The organism is Candidatus Thioglobus autotrophicus, from assembly GCF_001293165.1.
GTDB lineage: Bacteria > Pseudomonadota > Gammaproteobacteria > PS1 > Pseudothioglobaceae > Thioglobus_A > Thioglobus_A autotrophicus.
Window position 1 is genome coordinate 757911 of record NZ_CP010552.1, and the last position, 21445, is coordinate 779355.

Sequence of the window (21445 nt, forward strand, 5' to 3'; positions counted from 1 at the left end):
ATGTTGATAATTTAGCTAATCTTTAGCACGCCATTTTCCATACTTAACATCTTTCCAGTACTCTTTTTTCAATAAGTAAGAAAGAATAAATAGGATGAATAAAAAGCCCAGGACTTTAACGCCAATCTCGTATCTAATCAGTTTTACAGGTTCCGAGACATAGTCTAGGAAGTTGGTAATATCTCTTACCTCTCGATTAAAGTCTTGTTCTGATTTGTCTTGCTTTGATTGCCATAGGACATCCGGCATTGAGGCGTTTTCTAGTACATGATTGTTGACACCATAAGGGCGCGTATCATCTGCATAAAATCCTTTTAAGTAAGTGTAAATCCAGTCTGTTCCTCTTGCTCTAGCTGTTAGTGATAAATCAGGTGGCGTTGTACCAAACCACTCTTTTGCACCATCAACAGGCATTGATGAAAATACCGTACTACCTGTTTTGTCAGCATTGAACATCAGGTTTGCAGCCATATCAGCTTCATCGATGTTTAAATCTTTAGCAATACGATTGTAACGCATTAGCTCAATCGAGTGACAGCCTGAACAGCTGTTCATGAACGATTTAGCGCCTCGTTGCAATGAATCTTCATCGGTTATATCAGTATTAGCATGATCTAAATGAACGCCAGCGCCGGATGCATTAACGTTAAAAGAGATAATGATTGCTGCAACTGTAGACAGTGTTGTTAGGAATGTTTTCATATTAATGCTCCGTCGTTCTTTCAGGTACTGGCTTGGTTTTACCAATTGAAGTAAACCAAGGCATTAGAATAAAGAATGCAAAGTAAAGTGCGGTGAAAATTTGCGCCATTAGACTGTACAGTGGTGTTACTGCCTGCATACCAAGCCAACCCAATACAATAAAAGTAATGACAAAAATTGTCAATGCTGCTTTATAAGGCCATGAACGGTATCTAATTGACTTAACTTTAGAGCGGTCCAACCATGGCAATGCAATCAGAATTAAGAGTGCAGCAAACATAGCTAACACACCTGGCAGTTGCGATCCAAACATCGGTGGAATAGCTCTTAACACCGAATAGAACGGTGTTAAATACCAAAGAGGTGCAATGTGATCAGGCGTTTTAAGCGGATTCGCTTCAACAAAGTTTGGAGCCTCCAAAAAGTAGCCGCCTAATGCCGGTGCAAAGAAGACAATCGAAGTAAAAATCATCAAGAATACAACCACGCCCATAATGTCTTTAACACTATAGTATGGGTGGAATGGTATGCCGTCTTTCGGTATGCCGTTAGCATCTTTATTTTGTTTGATTTCAACGCCATCTGGATTGTTTGAGCCAACCGTATGTAAAGCTACAATGTGCAAAAATACCAAAATAACCAAAATTAAAGGAATGGCGATTACATGTAGAGAGAAGAATCGATTTAGTACCGGGTCTCCGACCGCATAGTCACCCAAAATAAACTCTAAAATTAGCTCACCTACAATTGGGAATGAGCCAAATAAGTTAATAATAACTTTAGCACCCCAGTAAGACATTTGGCCCCACGGAAGTACGTAACCCATAAAGGCTTCAGCCATTAGGGCGATGTAGAGCACCATGCCAAGAATCCAAATCAATTCTCGAGGCGCTTTATATGAACCGTAAAGCATGCCACGATACATGTGTAGATAAATAACTACAAAGAAGGCAGAAGCACCTGTTGAGTGAATGTAGCGAATCAACCAACCCCAGTCAACATCACGCATAATATATTCTACTGATGCAAAAGCAAGCGCTGCATCAGGTTTGAAGTGCATGGTTAAGAATACGCCAGTTAGGATTTGAATAACCAATACTAAGATTGCTAAAGAGCCAAAAAAGTACCAAAAATTAAAGTTTCTAGGTGTGTAGTATTCGGCTAAATGCTCATTCCAGACTTTGGTCAGCGGGAATCTTTGATCTATCCAGTTTTTATTGTTGTCCATTTTCTCTCCAATAATTATGCTTGTGGATCAACACCTAAGCGAACAAGCGTGTCTGATACAAAGTGATAAGGTGGGATAGCTAAGTTGATTGGCGCCGGAACATTTTTGAAAACGCGTCCTGCTAAGTCAAATTTAGAGCCGTGACAAGGGCAGTAAAATCCACCCTGCCACTCGTCGCCACCTAAATCTGCCGCACCCAATTCAGGGCGATAAGTAGGGGAACAACCTAAGTGTGTGCAAATACCAATAATAACGGCAATTTCAGGATTAATAGAGCGCCAGGTATTTTTGGCGTAATCAGGCTGCTGAGGCTCGTCATTGTTTGGATCAACTAAAATATCGTCTAATGTATCCAATCTTGCGATTGTATCGGTGTCACGCTTAAAGATCCATACGGGTTTTTTGCGCCAAAGTACACGAACAAGCTGACCCTCTTCTAATTTTGAGATGTCTACATCAACAGGTGCGCCAGCTGCTTTTGCGCGTGCTGATGGCATCCAAGATGATAAAAACGGCACCAATACAAAACCAACGCCAACAGCGCCAACAACGCTGGTGGCACCCGTTAAAAAGCGCCTTTTCTTTAAGTCTATTTCTTGTTCCGACATAAAATTTCAGTCCTTTATTTTAAATGTTTATAGAATAAATCTACATTGAAAAACCCAATAATTATACTGTAATATTCTTATTGTATGATAAACAATTGGCGTGTTATTGCGTTATTGCTTGATAGAGACCTTTATGTTTATGCGGTCTATTTTGCCAGCTAGAGAAACAGATTGTAAAAGCGTTAGTAATTCATGAGTCTGTTGTTTTGCTCGCGAGGCGATAGCGGGATTACTGGCGATTAGGGTAGCTGCGCCGTCTTTAATTAAACAGAGTTCCAGGGTTTTTAAAGTCTCCGGCAATTTAGGCGTGAGCTGTGCATTGATCTCGTTGTAAATTTTAGCTTGAGCAAACAACTGACCAAGATCACCATTGGGAGAAAAATTTGAAATATTAGTTGTTGGTTTATACGGACACATTTGATGCAAAGGCTAGTTTATCTATGAGAAAATAGGATTTTTTTGTAAAATAGTTCTTTAGATTCTAATGAGTATTATAAATAAAATTTTATCTAAGATTGTCGGCTCTAGAAATGATCGATTGGTTAAGCAATTAAGCAAGACTGTTGCAAGTATTAATGCACTAGAAACTGATATGCAAGCCTTGAGTGACGAGCAGTTGCGAGCAAAAACCCAAGAATTTAAAGAGCGCTACTCAAATAAGACATCATTAGATGATTTGTTAATAGAGGCTTTTGCAGTCATGCGCGAAGCCAGCACAAGAGTACTAGGCTTAAGACACCATGATGTACAGCTTATTGGTGGCATGGTGTTAAATGACGGCAATATTGCAGAAATGGGTACCGGCGAGGGCAAAACTCTAGTGGCAACTCTGCCCGCCTATCTAAATGCATTAAGTGATAAAGGCGTACATGTTGTTACTGTGAATGACTACTTGGCTGAACGTGACGCGCAGTGGATGGGCAAAGTGCTTGAATTTTTAGGATTAAGCGTTGGTATTATTGCCTCCAATAGATCTCCAGAAGAGAAGCAGGCGGCTTACGCATGTGATGTGGTGTACGCAACTAATAATGAGCTGGGCTTTGACTATCTACGTGACAATATGGCCTTTACCACGGATCAAAAAGTGCAACGAGCGTTAAATTTTGCTATTGTTGACGAAGTGGATTCAATTTTGATTGATGAAGCCAGAACACCTTTGATTATTTCAGGCCCTGCAGCAGATTATGCCGAAGTGTACAAGGCCATTAATCATATGATTCCTAATTTTACCAAGCAAGTTGAGAGTGGCGAAGGTAAGGAAATTATCGTAGAAGTGGCTGGAGACTATACAGTTGATGAAAAGCATAAACAGGTATTTTTGACAGATGACGGCCATTCGAAAGCAGAAGACTTGCTGATCGATGCGGGCGCACTAGCCGCAGGCGCGAGTCTTTATGATGCAAGCAATATTTTGTTAATGCAGCACATTAATTCGGCCCTTAGAGCACACATCTTGTTTCAAAAGGACGACCACTATATTGTTGATGGCGACGAAATTGTGATTGTCGATGAGTTTACTGGTAGAACTATGCCGGGGCGTCGTTGGAGTGAGGGCTTGCACCAGGCAATTGAGGCTAAAGAAAATGTCAGTATCAAGAAAGAAAACCAGACACTAGCCTCAATCACTTTTCAAAATTATTTCAGATTGTATGGAAAGTTGTCTGGCATGACAGGTACGGCAGACACTGAAGCGGTTGAATTTCAAGATATTTATGGCTTGGAGACTGTGGTTATTCCGCCTAATGAAATCTCACAAAGAAACGACAGAACGGATCAAATTTACCTGACGTTAGAAGAAAAATTAGAGGCTATTGCCAATGATGTGGGCAGTTGTCAGAAAACAGGGCAGCCTGTGTTGGTAGGTACTAGTAGTATTGAGAATTCAGAAGCGATTTCTGCATTACTCACTAATAAAAAGATTAAGCATGAGGTGTTAAACGCCAAACAACATGAGAGAGAGGCGATCATTATTGCTAATGCTGGTGCGGTTGGTGCAGTCACCATTGCTACTAATATGGCAGGACGTGGCACCGATATTGTATTAGGTGGAAAACTGCCTGATGATGCAACAGAACAACAAAAACAAGACTGGCATGGTGAAAACTCTAAAGTGATTGCTGCTGGTGGCTTGCATATTGTTGGCACGGAACGCAACGAGTCTCGTCGTGTTGATAATCAATTGCGTGGCCGCTCTGGTCGTCAAGGCGATGTAGGCTCAACCCGTTTTTATCTGTCATTAGAAGACAATCTAATGCGCATTTTTGCCAGTGAAAAAATGGCGACAATGATGCAAAGATTGGGCATGGAAAAAGGCGAGGCCATTGAACATAAGATGGTTAATCGAGCCATTGAAAACGCTCAGCGAAAAGTTGAAGGCATGAACTATGATGCGCGTAAGAACTTACTAGAATACGATGATGTCGCCAACGACCAGCGCAAGGTTATCTACACATTACGCGACGAGTTGATGGATACAGACGATGTTCAAAATCGATTTATTAGTATTAGAAAGAGCGTTATTAGTGCTTTATTTTCAGGCTATATTACCTCAGAACAAGCCGAGGAAGACTGGGATGTTGAAGGCTTGCATAACGCCTTAAAGTCAGATTATAAGGCAGATTTTCCTTTGCAACAGTGGCTTGATGAAGGGGTTGATGTTGATGAACTGGAAAGTAGAATTATTGAAGGTTTGAGTGCAATTTGTGACTATAAAGAGGAAATGGTTGGTGGCGAATCTATGCGTGGATTTGAAAAAGCAGTGATGTTGCAAACGCTTGACCATTATTGGAAAGAGCATTTGGCTGCTATGGATTATTTGCGACAAAGTGTTAACTTGCGCGGCTATGCTCAAAAAAACCCGACCCAAGAGTACAAACGTGAATCTTTTGCTATGTTTACAGAGCTGTTGGATACCATTGATATTGAAGTCGTCAAGTCTTTATCAAGCGTAACTATTAATGAAAATACCGATGCTGCTGATGTTGAACAACAAGACAATCAAGCCGCTGAAGCGCAGCATGAAGAGCTTGGCACAACCGGTGTTGATGATCATGAAGTAGCAGCAGTAGAACAGCAAACTTATCAGCGAGAAGATGACAAGGTGGGTCGCAACGACCCTTGTCCGTGTGGGTCAGGCAAAAAATATAAAAACTGTCATGGCTGATACGGACAACGCCCAATATTACATTGGGTTGATGTCCGGCACTAGTCTAGACGGCGTTGACGGTGTTATTATTGACGGCAATACCCAGAAGATAATTAATCAAGCGTATATGCCCTATTCAGAGCAGCTTAAGGATAGTTTGCGTCAGTTGACACAAAGCGGGCAAACTTCATTGCAAAATTTAGCTGAAATCGATATTCATGTGGCAGAATTTTTTGCCGATACGGCCTTGTTATTGCTGTCTAATTCCGGTCTTGTATCTGAGCAGATTGTGGCTATTGGCTCACACGGGCAAACCATTTACCATCAAGGCGGCAAATATTCTATGCAAATTGCACATGGTGCATTGATAGCGCAAAAAACTCAGATAACAACGGTTGCAGATTTTCGCATGCAGGATGTTGCTGCTGGCGGTCAGGGCGCGCCACTTACGCCAGCGTATCATCAGCACCTGCTTAATGGTAAGTCCGGTATGGTGATTAACTTAGGCGGCATGGCAAACTTAACGCAACTCAGCGGCAATCAGGTTGTCGGATTTGATACCGGGCCGGCAAACACACTACTGGATAATTGGATCAAGCGCTGTAAATCGCTAGACTACGATCGCGATGGTTTATGGGCTAGAAGTGGGCTGGTTGACCAAGCTTTGTTAGAGAGAATGCTAACAGATGCTTATTTTCAGAAAAAACCGCCTAAAAGTACAGGTCCGGAATATTTTAACCTTACTTGGCTGGATAAGTGCTTATCGGGCGATGAGGCGCCCGCAGATGTTCAAAGAACCTTGTTAGAGTTGACGGCGCTGAGTGTTTCTCAGTATATACCGGCAGGAGTCGATGTCTATTTATGTGGCGGTGGTGTTCATAATGCCTTTTTGGTGGAACGTTTAAACTATCTAAATCTGTCTAGTAATATCATGGATACTAGCGAGCTAGGCATACATGTCGATTATGTTGAAGCGGCTGCCTTTGCTTTTTTTGCACAGCGTACTTTAGCCGGAAAAACCTCAAACTTAACCCAGGTGACCGGTGCAAAACAAACGAGAATATTAGGAGCGATCTATGCAATTTAAACTACTTCAACCAGACGACTGGCATCTACATGTCCGCTCTGGAGAGGCGCTAAAGTCTGTTATTGGTATGAGTGCTAAGCAAATGGCAAGAGCCATTATTATGCCAAACCTAAATCCACCAGTTACTAGTGCCGAGCAAGCACAAGCATACCGTAACGAAATCCTTGCTGCATTGCCTGCTGATACTGAATTTGACCCTTTGATGGTGCTATATTTAACCAATAATACCAGCGCTAAAGATATTGAAAATGCAGCTAAAAGCCCTTTTGTCAAAGCGGCCAAGCTCTATCCTGCAGGCGCGACAACAAATTCTGATAGTGGCGTGACTGATATTAAAAACATCTATCCAGCGCTAGAGATGATGAGCAAAACAGGCATGCTGCTGCTGGTGCATGGAGAAGTGACACATGTTGATATTGATATTTTTGATCGTGAGGCAGTATTTATTGATCGAGTGTTGAGTCAAATTGTTAAAGACTTTCCGGCGCTTAAAATTGTCTTTGAGCATATCACTACAAAGGATGCGGTTGACTTTGTTTTGGCCAGTGATCAGCAGGTAGCAGCTACGATTACCCCGCATCATTTACTGGCAAATCGTAATGATATGCTGGTTGGCGGCATTCGCCCGCATTACTTCTGTCTGCCCATTCTTAAGCGAGAAAATCCGCACCAAATAGCCTTATTGGACGCAGCTACTAGCGGCAATGAGAAATTTTTCTTAGGAACAGACTCTGCGCCACACGCCAAAGATGCCAAAGAGTCAGCTTGTGGTTGCGCCGGTATTTTAAGCGCACATTGTGCGATCGAGCTTTATGCAACGGCGTTTGAGTCAAGAAATGCATTAGACAAACTGGAAGGTTTTGCCTCAAAGTTTGGTCCCGATTTTTATGGTCTGCCGCGCAATACTCGCACTATTACTCTAGCCAAGAAAGACTGGACTGTGCCAGAAAGCTATGAATATGCAGGCTCAACTATTGTGCCATTTATGGCGGGGCAAGTGTTGTCTTGGCAGTTAGTTTAGCGTTTGTTGAAAGAAATCTTTAGCGATTTCAACATCTAGTTTAATTTGTTCTTTAAGCTGCTCAAAAGAGTCAAACTTTTGTTCTTCTCTGATTTGCTGCTTAAAGATAACGTTGGCAAATTCACCGTAAACTGTTTTCTTAAAATTAAACAAAAACACCTCTAGCAGGATGTTTTCACCATTAACCGTGGGCCGTTTGCCGATGTTACAAACACCATTAAAGGTTTTTCCAAGTAGCTGAACCTGTACAGCAAAAACCCCTAAAACTGGGCTGATATTGCGTTTAATGGGAATATTGATGGTTGGAAAGTCAATGGTTCTGCCCAGTTGTTTGCCGTGAATAATTTTCCCACAAATGGCAAAATCTCGACCTAGCATTTGCGAGGCCTGTGGGAGTGCGCCTTGTGCTAAAAACGTGCGAATTTTTGTACTGCTGGCTCGTTGAGAATGACACAGAACGCTTGGTGTGCTTTCTACTTCAAACGCATATTGTTGAGCAAATGACTGTAATAGTTTGAAGTTTCCTGTTCTTCCCGAGCCAAATCTAAAATCATCACCAATTAGACAAAACTTCATTCCCAGCTTCTCTAGTAAGATTTTTTGTATAAAGTCATCCGCACTAAGCTTGGAAAATGGCTGATTAAAAGTAATGATTAAATGAGTGTCCAGCCCCAGCTTTTCCAGCAGCAACTGTTTTTGCTTAAAGCCGGTTAATAGGGCCTGATCACGACCAAAAAAACTTTGCGGCGTAGGGGAAAACGAAATGAGCACAGAAGGCAAGTTTAGTGTTTTTGCTTGAGCCACTAGGCGTGAAATAATCTGTTGATGGCCTATATGGACGCCATCAAAATTACCAATAGTCACAACACTGCCTGAAAGGTTTGTTAAATTATGCAGTCCGCGAATAATATTCATGCGCCTATTTTAATCTATTTGCCTGATAAAACTTACTTGCGTTTGAGTTGTGGGTTTTATTGATTAATGAATGCTCAAAGCGCCCCGTTCTTAAAATTTACGAAATATTTGACGATGCGTTTTTTAGCGGGTTTTTTTTAAGATGTTATTGGCATATAAAGCCGTTTTTAAGGTTTTTAGGGATTAAAGTCTTTATTTAGCAGTCTAAAACTCGATTTTTTAATTCTTTTTCAGTCATTTTTACTGATTTTTTGTCCATTTGCATTATTTCCAAAATTTTCAATTGTCTGCTGAGCACGTCATTTGGGAAATCAGGGTTTCAACTGGTTTTGGCACGCCAAATTTTAAGTTATCGGGTGGATAGAATTCTGCCTGAGTCGAATAACAGTTAATCATAATTGGATGAATGTGCAAATGATAATGCGTAAAGGTGTGCTTAAAAATTGGCAAATGTTTGGCAATTTCAGCGAGTGGATCAAACTGTAGTATGGATTTCTCAATCGATTGTACGTTATCTTCACATTCTACAAAGCTCCATAATCCGCCCCAAATCCCTTTATTTGGGCGTTTTTGTAGGTGAATTTTATTATCGTTAGTGAAAATCAGCATAGCGATAGAGCGACTCGGCTTTAGTTTTTTTGGCTTGGCTTCAGGGTAGTGTGCCTGCGTTTGGTTTTTATAAGAGCCGCACATTGTACTAATCGGGCAATGCGAACATCTGGGCTGAGTGCGTGTGCAAAGTGTTGCACCCAAATCCATAATCGCCTGTGTGTAGTGAGCAGTTCGAACACCAGGTGTATGATATTCGGCCAAGCGCCACAGTTCTTTGAGCACACTGCTTTGGGCGTAATGCCCCTTGAGCTGATATACTCTTGATAAAACCCGCTTTACATTGCCGTCTAAAATAGCCTGTCTTTGGTTGAATCCGAGCGCTAGTATGGCGCCGGCAGTAGATTTTCCAATACCAGGAAGGGCAAGTACCTGTTCAAATATTTGCGGGAAATTGCCCTGATAGTCGCGCATAATAATTTTGGCAGTTTTATGCAGATTTCTGGCTCTAGCATAATAACCTAGTCCGGCCCACTGAGCCAGAACAGCATCTTCTGATGCATCGGCTAGGCTGTTTAGCGTGGGGAAATGGTGGATAAAGCGATTAAAATAATCAATCACAGTGTCTACTTGAGTTTGTTGTAGCATGACTTCGCTCAGCCAAATATGATAGACATTTGGCTTGGCTTTCTGTTCTATCTGCCCTCCCAGAGGACTCCTCCCAGAGGACTGCTGTAAATCGCATGTACTGTATGTCGCCTGCCCTCCCAGAGGACTGCTGTATGTCGCTTGCCAAGGAAGATTGGTGCGTCCATGAAGATCAAACCAAACGAGTAGCTGACTAGCAAGTGATGACAAGGCCTTATTTAAGTTTTAAAGGGTCTTTAGGATCGATGTTGTCCATAAAGGGTTTGTTGACATCTTCATGGGTGGTTTGATACATGCAGCCGATCCAGTTGCTAATTATTTGGCGTGTAGCATCATGCCAGGTATTATCCAGTGTTTGACTAATCAAGCCTTCAGGAAAGTCGCTAATGTCGAGCTCACCAGCGATCAATTTGGTTTTGTATTCGTTTAAGATAGCCTTGTTTTGTTCACCCAAATAATGCATAGGCACAATGGGATAATCGGCGCGAGAGCCTGATAAATACGCCATAATTTCACGCTTGTACTCTTTAAGTAAGCTAATAGTGTCATATTCAGGGTGCCCTTGAAAAAAGACAATACGCAATAAGTCTTCGCTGACGCATAAATGCGCACCAACCTCACTATCAACCAAAATCTTAATACCGGCTGCTGCAAACTGCTGCTTGGTAATTTCATTAAAGCGCGAATGAGGCACATTAAAATTGGTGTTAACGCCACTGACCAGAGGATGGCTGCGGTCCGCAATTTGATGCTTGAAGACACCCCAGCACTTTTTGCCAATGGCCTGGCGTTTTTGTTGATAGCGAAACTCCATCACCGCATGAGTGGCTAGACAAGAGCATAAAGTCGAGGTGACATTAGTATACGACCAATCAATCACTGTTTTAAGGTCATGATAAAAAGGCGCTTTTTTTAGGTCAGCTTGCTCAACATGTGCACCAGTAATAATGAGCGCATCTAGGCCTTGGGCCTTGATCTCATCAAAACTCTGATAATGTTCGCTAATGTGTTTGGCGGCTTTGTCGCCACGTTTAACAGAGGGTAGTGTGAAAGGATGTAAATAAAATTGCGCAATTTGGTTAGACTGACCAATTAGGCGGAAAAACTGGCGTTCTGTCGCTTCTAAAGCCGCATCAGGCATTAAGTTTAGCAGGCCAATATGCAGCTCACGAATCACTTGGTGATTGGCGCGATCCTTGCTTAAAACCACCTCTCCTTCAGATTTGAGTCGTGCAAAAGAAGGGAGCTTTGAGTGGGCGATTAAAGGCATTAGGACATGGCTCCTGCAATTAGCTCAAGCACCTCATCAGCACGGCGACATTGATATAAATCTTCACTGTCAATGGTGTAGCCATACTGCTGTGCAATTTGCTCATATTTGGGCTTACGGTGTTCTAATAAGCGCGGAAATATCCAACGTACAAAGGCATCTGGATTAATTTGTGCGACATAAGTTAGCTGGTTTTCTGCTAAATAAACAGCCAGTTGTTCTTGTAAAAATTCGCCTTGGTAATACAAAGGCTTGGGGTGTGTTTGAGCGCGCTCAATCAGCGTACTTTCGTTGGTTTTGCTGGCACGAATATATAAGATTGTTGTGTGTTTGGCCAGCGTTTTATAAACATCTTCGTTGTCTAATTCGCACAAACTGCCGCCCGCATCATTAATAAAGTTACCCGTGCCTTGTTGTTGCGCTCTAGTAATAAAGCTGGGTACATCTAACATGGTTTGTATTTCAGCTTGTTTGTGTAAGGCTTGGCGACGTGTAAACTCATCAATTGGCAGTCCGCCTAATTCAGGATTTCCAACCTTTCCTAAAAAGGCGGACGCTGAAGATAGATTGTCAAAGGTGATATTATTTTGAATGCTGATTGATTCGTTTTCTAATAGGCTTTTAAGCCAATCATCCTGCTTTACTCTGTCGATTACGTTAGCGAGAATGTCGTTATTAAGGTATTGGGCGCCAATGCGATAGTCGCCTGAGTAGTGAAAATAGGCATCTTGCTTTGACAGGAGTTTGGCCAAGTGTGTTTTGCCAACGCCTGACATGCCTAGCAAGGTTAGGCGTTTTTCTGGAGCGTTGATAAATTCGTTAGCAGATAGTTTCATGTGTTTTGATTTTAACGCCAATTTTTTATCTATAGCAACCCATCTGCTTTAAACATGTCGCGAATGCCACGAATGGCTTGACGGGTTCGGTGTTCGTTTTCAATCAAACCAAAGCGTACATATTGATCACCATAGTCACCAAATCCAACACCTGGCGAGACGCCCACTTTGGCTATTTTGAGTAGTTTTTTGGTAAATTCAAGTGAGCCCATAGATTGGTAAAATTTAGGAATTTTGGCCCAAACAAACATGGTGGCTTTGGGTGGGGTTACCTCCCAGCCAATACCATTTAGACCACTGCACAAGACGTCACGACGGTCTTGATACATATCTGATATCTCTCGAACACAGGTTTGGTCGCCTTCCAGTGCTTCGATAGCGGCGACTTGAATAGGGGTAAACATGCCATAATCCAGATAAGATTTTATTTTTGCTAGTGCGCCAACTAAAGTTGGATTGCCCACCATAAAGCCTACGCGCCAACCCGGCATGTTGTAGCTTTTAGACAGCGAGAAAAACTCAACAGCAATATCTTTAGCACCCTTAACTTGCATAATGCTTGGGGCGACATAGCCGTCAAAAGCGATATCAGCATACGCCAAATCTTGCACAACCCAAATTTCGTGCTCTTTGGCGATTTTAATAACTTTTTCAAAAAACTCTAATTCCACACACTCCGTGGTTGGATTGGAAGGATAGTTTAGTACCAACATTTTTGGCTTCGGCCAAGTATTTTTGATTGATCTTTCTAGCTCGGTTAGAAAGTCATCATCTGGGCCGCAAGGTACGTGCTGAATGTCTGCACCAGCAATCACAAAACCATATGGGTGAATAGGATATGCAGGATTAGGCACTAAGACGGTATCGCCGGCGCCTACGACTGCTTGAGCTAAGTTAGCCAAACCTTCTTTGGATCCAATGGTCACGATGGCTTCTGTTTCTGGATCGATATCAACATCAAAACGCTTTTTATACCAGTTGGAGATTGCTTTGCGCAAACGTGGAATGCCGCGCGATGTTGAGTATCGATGTGTATCTTTTCGACGAGCCGCTTCAACCAGTTTTTCAACAATATGATCGGGCGTTGGCTGATCTGGATTACCCATGCCAAAGTCAATAATATCTTCCCCACGCGCTCGCGCCTTTGATTTTAGCTCGTTAGTAACAGCAAAAACATAAGCGGGAAGTCTTTTAATTCTAGGAAAGTCGTCGTTCATAATATTTTTATTGAATGGCTAAAAGCTCAACATCAAATACCAATGTTGCATCAGGTGGAATGATACCGCCCGCGCCCATTTCTCCGTAAGCTAGTTTTGAAGGAATGGTGAGCTTGCGCTTGCCGCCCACTTGCATGCCGTCAACACCTTGATCCCAGCCAGGAATCACCTGACCAACACCCAGCTGAAAGTTAAAAGGGTCGTTGCGATCAACGCTTGAATCAAATTTTTTGCCGTTGGTTAGCCAGCCTGTATAGTGCATAGAAACGTGGTCGCCCGCTTTGCAAGCAACGCCTTCACCCGGTGCTAATTCTTCAATGATTAAATCTGCCATAGTCTTTTTCCTAATAAGTTAGTGTTATATTGTAAGCGCCAAATTTTCTAATATTAAGCACACCACAGTCCAGTATTAAATACTGTGCCTTGATGCCTTTTAAAACACCAGTGATTATTGGTGTTTTATCAAAATTTAGTGAGCTAATTTTGCTGGGATATTCTACCACAGGGTAGTTTATTTCTAAAGCTTCATTGTTAAGCGCCTGGGCACCCGTAGAATTAATCGTGCTTTTTATTTTATCCAGTAACTCGTCTCTAATGAGGGGCAAGTTAACAGGATCCACTTCATTGTTCAGCATTTTTCGCCAATTGGTTTTGTCATTGACAAACTGTTTGAGTGCCATCTCAAGTATGCCTGACTTTAGACGGGTATCGACCTCTAAAATAGGCAGAGCGCTGAGCGCACCCTGGTCAATCCATCTGCTTGGTGTGTTGCTTTTGCGCGTAATGCCAACCTTAGTGCCTGAAGAGTTGGCCAAGTAAACAAGGTGAGGTGAGAAGCAATTATCTAGCCCCCATTGAGGCTCACGACAAGTGCCTAGATGATGATGGCAAGTTTCGGGCTTCATAATGCATAAGTCACAGCTCGCTAGCTTTTGAGAGCAGGGATAGCAATAGCCCTGAGAGTAGCTTTTATTGGTTTTTTTGCCACAGTGAGCGCAGTGAATCAGCTGGTTGAAGCTTAGTGTAATTTCCTCGCCCACCAGGTCGTTCATATTAAGCAGCTTATCCCCAATGGGCAATTGGTATTGAGCGACCCCCTTATTGAGGTGGGTGTGCATTTTTTGAATTGTGCCACTTAATTGCATTAAATTTATTGGGTTAGTAGCTGCTGCACCTGCTGGTATTGTTCGGCTGTTTTATTAATAATATGCTGAGGCAGTGTTGGGGCTGGCGGGGTTTTGTCCCAGTCTAGTGTTTCTAGATAGTCGCGAACAATTTGCTTGTCAAAACTCTTTGGACTCGTACCTATTTGATAATCTTGTGCCGACCAAAAGCGCGATGAATCTGGTGTTAGCACTTCATCCATTAAAGTGAGCGTGTTGTTTTCATCTAGGCCAAATTCAAATTTGGTGTCGGCAATGATGATGCCACGCTCAAGCGCAAACTCAGCAGCAAACTGGTAGAGTGCGAGACTGGCTTGTTTAACTTGTTGAGCCATGTCTTCGCCTAAAATATCAATGGTTGTTGCAAAATCAATATTTTCATCATGTTCGCCAACAGCTGCCTTACTAGAAGGTGTGTAGAGTACTTCTGGGAGTTTTTCTGCTAATTGTAAATTATTAGGCAGGGCGATGCCGCACACGCCACCAGTACGCTGATAGTCTTTCCAGCCCGAGCCAATAATGTAGCCACGAACAATGGCCTCTACTGCCAAAGGCTTTAGTTTTTTGACAATAATACCGCGCCCTTCAATCTGTTTGGCTTCTTGAGTATTTAGCACACTATTTAAAGGTTCGTGAGTTAGGTGGTTTGGCAGAATATGGCTGGTTTTGTCAAACCAGAAGTTAGCCACTGAGGTTAGTACTGCGCCTTTTTTAGCAATGCCTTCATCAAAAACCACATCAAAAGCACTTAAACGATCAGTGGTTACAATTAGCATGCGTTTATCGTCGATATCATAGATATCTCTTACCTTGCCTTTTTGAATAAGAGGTAGGCTTAAATTGGTTTTGAATAGAGTTTCCACAGCGTTTCCTTTGACAAATGATTGCAATAAATATTTGCTCTATTTTAATCGATTGTCTGACTTAAAATTATGATAACTTTTGCCGTGGTAAAATGTCTTGTAAAAATGCCATGTTAAAAAAAATACCTATTTTTATTCTACTGTTAAGCTTTTATGTTGGCGCATCTCCGCTTTCAGATGGCGCTCTACGTCTAATACAAATTGGCAGTGAAATTGGCTCCAAAGATGTGGTTCTTAGAGGGCAATCATTATTGTTAAAAGGCGCGTTTGATCTGAATGATTTTGATGCTATGTATGAAGCATCAAAACAACTTAGACAAGGTAATGAGCTTATGGGGTACGCCCCTCAGGAGCGTGAAGCTAACCAGATTCTGATTAAATTAGTGCGCAGAAGTTATGATGCGGCACTTTATGAGTATGCGCTCTATCTATTGGACGGCGGACATGGGTTTATTAAAAATGAATTTTTAGCGCTTAACCTGTTTGAGGAGTCGTTTAAAGTGCACGGCAATGCTAAATCTGCCATGATGGCAGCCATTATTCGCAATGAGTCATTAGTGCCAGGCACGAAAAAATTACAGCGTATTGATGAGCTTATTCTTTTTGCTATATTAAACAAGGTTGCTGGCGCACAGGCTTATCAGGCCACATATATTGAAAAAGATTATTTATCAGACCTGACCCCTAAAAATTGGCGCCATTGGATTGAATCTCAATCGCTATAGACTGGCCAAAATCCTGTTAACCTGCTCACGAAAGCGCCACAATTCTGAGCGAGTAATCTTCTTTTGTTTGGGTAATTTGTAGCTTAATGGATTTTGACGCTCCCCTTTGAAGCGTAATTCATAGTGTAGATGTGCACCTGTAGACCTGCCAGTTGAGCCAACATAGCCAATTATTTGACCTTTTTTGACCGAGCCCCCTTTGCGCAGAGATCGGGCATATTTAGAAAGGTGTGCATAAACCGTGGTGTAATTAACCCCGTGTTGAATCATCACAGCTTTTCCCAGGGCGCCCTTCCAGCCTTTTAGTTTAACAATCCCATCAGCAGTTGAAACAACGGGCGTTCCGCGGTCAGCGGCATAGTCGACAGCTCTATGTGGGCGATAGGTTTTCAAGATGGGATGATAGCGTTTTAATTGAAACTTGGAGCTAATGCGTTTGTATTTAAGAGGTGCTCTTAAAAAAGAAGAATTGAGTGTGTAACCGTATCGGTCGTAATAGCGACTTTTGCCATTTTTATCGGTGTGCAAAAAGGCTTCAATACGCTTATTGTTGCCTTTATAAATAATGCCAATCGGTTTTTTGGAGCCGTCTGTGATAATAAAAAAACGATCGCCCTTGTGTAAATCAGAGTTAAAGTCAAGTCGCCACGACAAAGCCCCAACCACTGTATTAACAACGCTCAATCCTAATCCTGCTTTTTGCGCATCATGGCCGAAAGAATTATTAATAACAACGGTAACAATTGAAAGGGGTTTGAGATTTTTTTCGCTGTGGTTGGCGGCGCTCACAAAGCGCGTGCCAACGAGCAAAATCTCTATTGATTTCTTGCTATGCGGGCGATAACTGAGCGACTTAAAACGGCGATTATTGTGCAATTGGATGGTGATTTTTTCTCCAATATTGAGCTGATTTAATTGTTGGTTTTTGGGGCTGTCTGAGAGTAGATTGGCCAATAATCGATTTGACAGGCCCAATCGAGAGAAGTACTTACTGAGTGAGTCGCCCGACTTGACGGTAAAATGATATTCATTGTTTGCGGCAAGAGCGGCGCCAGAATTAATAAGCAGTAAAAATAATAAAGCGCTGGCTAAAAATCTACGCATAAGCTTTTACAACCTCTGTAGCAATGGCGCGTGCATTTTGATCATTGCTGATAACAGCATTGAGAGTTTCTGGCTGAGTGTGCTGAGCTTGCTCTAGGGTTTTTTCAATAACGCTCGCGATATCGACAAATTTTATTTGGCCACCAAGAAAGCTGGAGACAGCAATTTCATTGGCTGCATTGATTGTCCCCATAGCGCTACCACCTTGCTCTAATGCCTCAAAGGCTAAGCGCAAGCAAGAAAATTTAGCAAAATCTGGTGTGTAAAACTCTAAAGGAGAATTTTGCGTTAAATCTAGTGCGGGCACGCCAGAGATTATTCGATCAGGATAGCTCATAGCGTATGAAATAACAGTGCGCATGTCTGGATTGCCAAGTTGCGAAAGCGTTGAGCCGTCTTCAAAATAAACCGAAGAGTGAACAATACTTTGCGGATGAACAACTACGTCAATACAGTGGGAAGGCAAACCAAACAAATAGTGCGCTTCAATAACTTCCAAACCTTTATTCATCATGGTGGCCGAATCAACAGATATTTTTCGTCCCATTGACCAATTTGGGTGGGCACAGGCTTGTTCAGGCGTCATTGACTCAAGTGCGGCAAGAGGTGTATGTAGAAACGGTCCACCGCTGGCGGTAAGTTGAATTTTACTTAGGCCTGAGCTGCCACCTTGTAAGCATTGAAAAATTGCACTATGTTCTGAATCAACAGGAATAAGTTCAGCCTGATTATCTTTAACTGCCTGCATAAAAATATCGCCAGCCAGCACCAAGGATTCTTTATTGGCCAGCATGATGCGCTTGCCCGCTTGGGCGGCGGCTAAACTTGAGGCCATGCCAGCAGCACCCACAATCGCTGCCATTACGTAGTCAGTTTGCTGATGTGCCGCAATCTCATCCAATGCTTTGGCGCCTGAAAGGACCACGGTGTCACCTTGGATTTTGTTTGATAAGGCTTCTGCAGCATCTGCATCCGACATGACCGCAAAAGTGGGTTGATAGGTTTGACATAGTTGTAACATTGATTGCCAATTTGTATGAGCACTTAATGCAAAAATATTAAACGTATCCGGATGTAAATCAACCACAGACAGCGTGCTTTGCCCAATGGATCCGGTAGCGCCAAGTAAAGTGATATTAATCATATAAGGCTAAGGCCCAGTAGGAAAAATGGTGCAGCCGCTGTTAGAGAGTCAATACGATCAAGAATTCCACCATGACCGGGCAGTATATTGCCACTATCTTTAATGCCAGAGGTGCGTTTAAACAAGCTTTCATATAAATCGCCCAGAACCGAGACACTAGAAACCACAACGGCCAACAATAAATAACCTGGGTACAAATCGATACTGATATTTTGCTGTTGTAAGAATGCCAACATAACGATCAGAGCGAGTCCGATACCACCTATGACGCCCTCGATTGATTTTCCAGGACTGACATTTGGCGCTAGCTTGTGCTTTCCAAAGGCTCTGCCAACAAAGTAGGCGCCCGAGTCAGCGCCCCAAATAAGCAGCATGAGTAATAAAAAATGAGCGCCACCATGGATTGAGTGTAGATTAGTTAAAGCAACCCACATCGGTACCAGTAACATCACGCCGCCCATGACTCTAACAATGCCAGATCCGTACCAAGATTGCGAGTGCTTTGGATAGCTCACAACCCAGTATAGGTTTAGCCCCCACCAAATGACAGAGACCACTAAAATCGCTTGTAAGTTTATGACATTTTGCGCATGTTGTGCTGCAATTAATGCACACCCAGTTATGCCAAAAGCAACTAGAGTCCTATACAGGGGTTGTTCAATTTTGATAAGGCGGGCAAACTCCCAGGCGCCGAGCGTAACAAATAGCAGGAGCAAGAGAGAGAAATACTCTGTTGGCAAGGCAAAGATTGCCCAAATAAATAACGGTGCCAATATTAAAGCGGTTAAGATTCTTTGTACTAACATTAATTTTCCTTGCGTGAGCCAAAACGACGATCACGATAATTAAAACTTTCAATAGCTTTTTGTAACTCGGTGGCGTCAAAATCTGGCCACAATGTGTCTGTAAAATATAGCTCGCTGTAGGCGATATCCCATAATAGGAAGTTGCTAATTCTCAGCTCTCCACTACTACGAATGAGCAAATCAACAGCTGGTTCGTTCGCCAAACAGAGGTAGTTTGAAAACCCTTCGATGGTAATATCTTCAGGCGTAATATCACCCTTAACCACTGCCTCAGCCGCTTGTTTTGCAGCGTGTGCAATATCCCATTGGCCACCATAATTAGCCGCAATAACCAGCGTAAGGCCTGTATTTTCTGACAACTGCGCCTGTGCTTCAATGGCTGTTTTCTGTACATTTTCTGGAAATAGTGATAAATCGCCAATAATCTTTAAGCGTACATTGTGTTTGTTTAATTTTTTTACCTCTTGTTTAAGGACGCTCAAAAATAATTTGAATAATAAGGACACTTCTTCAGTGGAACGGTTTTTATTTTCACTACTGAAGGCGAACAAAGTCAAAGTTTGCACACCCATTGCGCCACACGCTTTAACCACAGTCCGTACTGCTTTAACACCTTGTTGATGGCCAACAATACGAGGCAGGCTACGTTTAGACGCCCAGCGGCCGTTGCCGTCCATGATAATTGCAATGTGCTTTGGAATGTTCATAATAATTGAGAATTATACCTATAGAGTCATAATTGGCCACATAACAAACTTTGGGAGGTAAAATCTACTCCATGAGTTTAGCAAAAAGAATTATTCCTTGTTTAGATGTGCGTGATGGCCGTGTGGTTAAAGGCGTGCAATTTGTTGATATTAAGGATGCTGGAGATCCTGTTGAAGTGGCTAAAGGCTATGACGAACAAGGTGCAGATGAGATTACTTTTTTAGATATTACCGCGTCACACGAAGGTCGTGACACCACCATTCATATGGTTGAAAGTATTGCCGAGCAAGTCTTTATTCCACTAACCGTGGGTGGCGGCATTCGAAAAGCAGAAGATGTTCGCGTCATGTTAAATGCGGGTGCTGATAAAGTGGCTGTTAATTCAGCAGCTATTTTTAATCCAGAGCTGATTCACGAGTTGGGCCAGCAGTTTGGTTCACAGTGCATTGTGATCGCCATTGATGCGAAAAAAGTATCAAACACACCTGATAAATGGGAAATTTTTACCCATGGCGGTCGCAAGCCGACTGGCATTGACGTGGTAGAGTGGGCGATAAAAATGACAGAAGGCGAGCACGGTGCGGGAGAAGTGCTACTCACTTCTATGGATTGTGACGGCGTTAAAACAGGTTTTGATCTTGAGCTTACCAAAGCGGTATCAGAGGCAGTGAGCGTACCTGTTATCGCCTCAGGTGGCGTGGGTAATTTAGAGCACCTATCTGAAGGCGTGGTAAAAGGTGGTGCTGATGCGGTTTTGGCGGCTAGTATTTTCCATTTTGGCGAATATACAGTAAAGCAAGCAAAACTAGCCATGCAGGCAAACGGAATAGAAGTCCGACTTTAAAAAAATTTAAAGCTACTTTTAATTAATAATCCAAGTATATTATTAATTAAATTTGGGTCATGACAACTTAAGCATGTTTAAAAACCTGTTAAAGTACCGTCATGAAAGTAAAAAACAAGTATGTGATTCGTTCACGTATTTCAGAGGCCAAATTTAGGCAAATAATTTTGTTGTTTTCTGAGGATTTGAGTGCAACTCAAATCTCTCATTTAACAAGTTTAAGCAGGCAAACAATTAACAAATATTTAACTGCTATTAGACTTAGAATTTTAGAGTTATCTTTGCTTCAATCTGATCCTTTAGTGGGTCAGATTGAAGTTGACGAAAGTTATTTTGGCGCACGGCGCGTCCGCGGAAAACGCGGCCGTGGTGCCAGGGGTAAAACAATAGTATTTGGTTTGTTGAAACGTGGCGATCAAGTGTACACTGAAATAGTTCCAGACTGTAGTAGCGCCACCCTGCAAAGGATTATCAAGGGTAAGACTAGTATTGATAGCGTTATTCATTCAGATGGATGGCGCGGGTATAATGGGCTTGTAGATTTTGGTTATAAGAAGCACTTTAGAGTGCATCATAGTAAGAGTGAATTTGCCAGAGGTAATTCACATATTAATGGAATTGAATCATTCTGGGGTTATGCTAAAAATAGATTGGTAAAGTTTAAAGGAATGGATAAAAGTATGTTTAATTTACACTTAAAAGAATGCGAATTTAGATTTAATAATCGCAAGCAAAATATTTATAAAGTTTTGCTTGGAATGTTTAGAAAAGAGTCGCTTAAGTTGTCATGACCCTTTATTTATTATCGCTCTAAGATTGCTCTTTAAACGTTGAGCTGTTTTTAGGCGGCAAATAGAGGCGC

General features: G+C 42.2%; 22 protein-coding genes. 6 read left to right on the plus strand and 16 right to left on the minus strand.

Annotation, left to right across the window (positions count from 1 at the left end):
• Positions 1-15 precede the first annotated feature (15 nt).
• The 4 genes from SP60_RS04080 to SP60_RS04095 form a co-directional block, all read right to left on the minus strand.
• On the minus strand, positions 16-702 hold the full coding sequence (locus SP60_RS04080) for a cytochrome c1 (RefSeq protein WP_053951412.1): 687 nt from the start codon (positions 700-702) through the stop codon (positions 16-18).
• Between the two features lies 1 nt (position 703).
• Positions 704-1930: a cytochrome b gene (locus SP60_RS04085; protein WP_053951413.1), complete on the minus strand. Its 1227-nt coding sequence runs from the start codon at positions 1928-1930 to the stop codon at positions 704-706.
• 14 nt (positions 1931-1944) lie between these two features.
• Entirely contained in the window at positions 1945-2538 is a 594-nt protein-coding gene (gene petA, locus SP60_RS04090) for a ubiquinol-cytochrome c reductase iron-sulfur subunit (RefSeq protein ID WP_053951414.1), read from the minus strand.
• A gap of 111 nt (positions 2539-2649) precedes the next feature.
• Positions 2650-2955, minus strand: coding sequence for a hypothetical protein (locus SP60_RS04095; RefSeq protein ID WP_053951415.1), 306 nt, complete (start codon positions 2953-2955; stop codon positions 2650-2652).
• A gap of 67 nt (positions 2956-3022) precedes the next feature.
• Here SP60_RS04095 and secA point away from each other — a divergent pair, with 67 nt between their 5' ends.
• Genes secA through pyrC form a run of 3 tightly spaced genes read left to right on the plus strand, consistent with a single transcriptional unit; the run spans position 3023 to position 7791 of the window.
• The gene (secA, locus tag SP60_RS04100) at positions 3023-5701 is read left to right on the plus strand and encodes a preprotein translocase subunit SecA (protein WP_053951416.1); all 2679 of its coding nucleotides are present in this window, start codon (positions 3023-3025) and stop codon (positions 5699-5701) included.
• Positions 5694-6770, plus strand: coding sequence for an anhydro-N-acetylmuramic acid kinase (locus SP60_RS04105; protein WP_053951417.1), 1077 nt, complete (start codon positions 5694-5696; stop codon positions 6768-6770). The genes secA and SP60_RS04105 overlap by 8 nt, the downstream gene beginning before the upstream one ends.
• Positions 6760-7791, plus strand: a complete 1032-nt coding sequence (gene pyrC / locus SP60_RS04110; RefSeq protein WP_053951418.1) for a dihydroorotase — start codon at positions 6760-6762, stop codon at positions 7789-7791. Before SP60_RS04105 ends, pyrC begins: the two co-directional genes overlap by 11 nt.
• Here pyrC and ribF read toward each other — a convergent pair.
• The 8 genes from ribF to SP60_RS04150 all read right to left on the minus strand — a co-directional run bounded on the left by ribF (position 7783) and on the right by SP60_RS04150 (position 15252).
• Positions 7783-8706, minus strand: a complete 924-nt coding sequence (gene ribF, locus SP60_RS04115) for a bifunctional riboflavin kinase/FAD synthetase (protein ID WP_053951419.1) — start codon at positions 8704-8706, stop codon at positions 7783-7785. The two genes, pyrC and ribF, sit on opposite strands and share 9 nt — an antisense overlap.
• A gap of 279 nt (positions 8707-8985) precedes the next feature.
• On the minus strand, positions 8986-10113 hold the full coding sequence (gene mutY, locus SP60_RS04120) for an A/G-specific adenine glycosylase (RefSeq protein WP_053951420.1): 1128 nt from the start codon (positions 10111-10113) through the stop codon (positions 8986-8988).
• Between the two features lie 4 nt (positions 10114-10117).
• The gene (metA, locus tag SP60_RS04125) at positions 10118-11173 is read right to left on the minus strand and encodes a homoserine O-succinyltransferase MetA (protein ID WP_053951421.1); all 1056 of its coding nucleotides are present in this window, start codon (positions 11171-11173) and stop codon (positions 10118-10120) included.
• The gene (locus SP60_RS04130) at positions 11173-12009 is read right to left on the minus strand and encodes a P-loop NTPase family protein (RefSeq protein ID WP_053951422.1); all 837 of its coding nucleotides are present in this window, start codon (positions 12007-12009) and stop codon (positions 11173-11175) included. The genes metA and SP60_RS04130 overlap by 1 nt, the downstream gene beginning before the upstream one ends.
• A gap of 29 nt (positions 12010-12038) precedes the next feature.
• A complete protein-coding gene (gene alaC, locus SP60_RS04135; RefSeq protein ID WP_053951423.1) occupies positions 12039-13226 on the minus strand; it encodes an alanine transaminase in 1188 nt (395 codons plus the stop codon).
• A gap of 7 nt (positions 13227-13233) precedes the next feature.
• On the minus strand, positions 13234-13560 hold the full coding sequence (locus SP60_RS04140; RefSeq protein WP_053951424.1) for an FKBP-type peptidyl-prolyl cis-trans isomerase: 327 nt from the start codon (positions 13558-13560) through the stop codon (positions 13234-13236).
• A 10-nt stretch (positions 13561-13570) separates the two neighbouring features.
• Complete coding sequence (locus SP60_RS04145; protein ID WP_053951425.1) at positions 13571-14371, minus strand: DUF2797 domain-containing protein; 801 nt, start codon at positions 14369-14371, stop codon at positions 13571-13573.
• A 5-nt stretch (positions 14372-14376) separates the two neighbouring features.
• Entirely contained in the window at positions 14377-15252 is an 876-nt protein-coding gene (locus SP60_RS04150; RefSeq protein WP_053952217.1) for a phosphoribosylaminoimidazolesuccinocarboxamide synthase, read from the minus strand.
• A 110-nt stretch (positions 15253-15362) separates the two neighbouring features.
• Here SP60_RS04150 and SP60_RS04155 point away from each other — a divergent pair, with 110 nt between their 5' ends.
• Positions 15363-15977: a hypothetical protein gene (locus tag SP60_RS04155; protein ID WP_144418587.1), complete on the plus strand. Its 615-nt coding sequence runs from the start codon at positions 15363-15365 to the stop codon at positions 15975-15977.
• Here SP60_RS04155 and SP60_RS04160 read toward each other — a convergent pair.
• Genes SP60_RS04160 through uppS form a run of 4 tightly spaced genes read right to left on the minus strand, consistent with a single transcriptional unit; the run spans position 15972 to position 19738 of the window.
• Positions 15972-17081, minus strand: a complete 1110-nt coding sequence (locus tag SP60_RS04160) for a peptidoglycan DD-metalloendopeptidase family protein (protein WP_053951427.1) — start codon at positions 17079-17081, stop codon at positions 15972-15974. The two genes, SP60_RS04155 and SP60_RS04160, sit on opposite strands and share 6 nt — an antisense overlap.
• A complete protein-coding gene (dxr, locus tag SP60_RS04165) occupies positions 17074-18225 on the minus strand; it encodes a 1-deoxy-D-xylulose-5-phosphate reductoisomerase (RefSeq protein WP_053951428.1) in 1152 nt (383 codons plus the stop codon). The genes SP60_RS04160 and dxr overlap by 8 nt, the downstream gene beginning before the upstream one ends.
• On the minus strand, positions 18222-19031 hold the full coding sequence (locus SP60_RS08325) for a phosphatidate cytidylyltransferase (protein WP_053951429.1): 810 nt from the start codon (positions 19029-19031) through the stop codon (positions 18222-18224). The genes dxr and SP60_RS08325 overlap by 4 nt, the downstream gene beginning before the upstream one ends.
• Positions 19031-19738 carry a polyprenyl diphosphate synthase gene (uppS, locus tag SP60_RS08330; protein WP_053951430.1) on the minus strand — a complete coding sequence of 236 codons (708 nt, stop codon included), beginning with the start codon at positions 19736-19738 and terminating at the stop codon, positions 19031-19033. Before uppS ends, SP60_RS08325 begins: the two co-directional genes overlap by 1 nt.
• Positions 19739-19809: 71 nt before the next feature.
• Here uppS and hisF point away from each other — a divergent pair, with 71 nt between their 5' ends.
• Both hisF and SP60_RS04185 read left to right on the plus strand, forming a co-directional pair.
• Positions 19810-20583 carry an imidazole glycerol phosphate synthase subunit HisF gene (gene hisF / locus SP60_RS04180; RefSeq protein WP_053951431.1) on the plus strand — a complete coding sequence of 258 codons (774 nt, stop codon included), beginning with the start codon at positions 19810-19812 and terminating at the stop codon, positions 20581-20583.
• Between the two features lie 101 nt (positions 20584-20684).
• Positions 20685-21374 (plus strand): IS1595 family transposase, encoded by a 690-nt coding sequence (locus tag SP60_RS04185; protein ID WP_053951073.1) that lies wholly within the window; start codon positions 20685-20687, stop codon positions 21372-21374.
• The last annotated feature ends 71 nt before the right edge of the window (positions 21375-21445 follow it).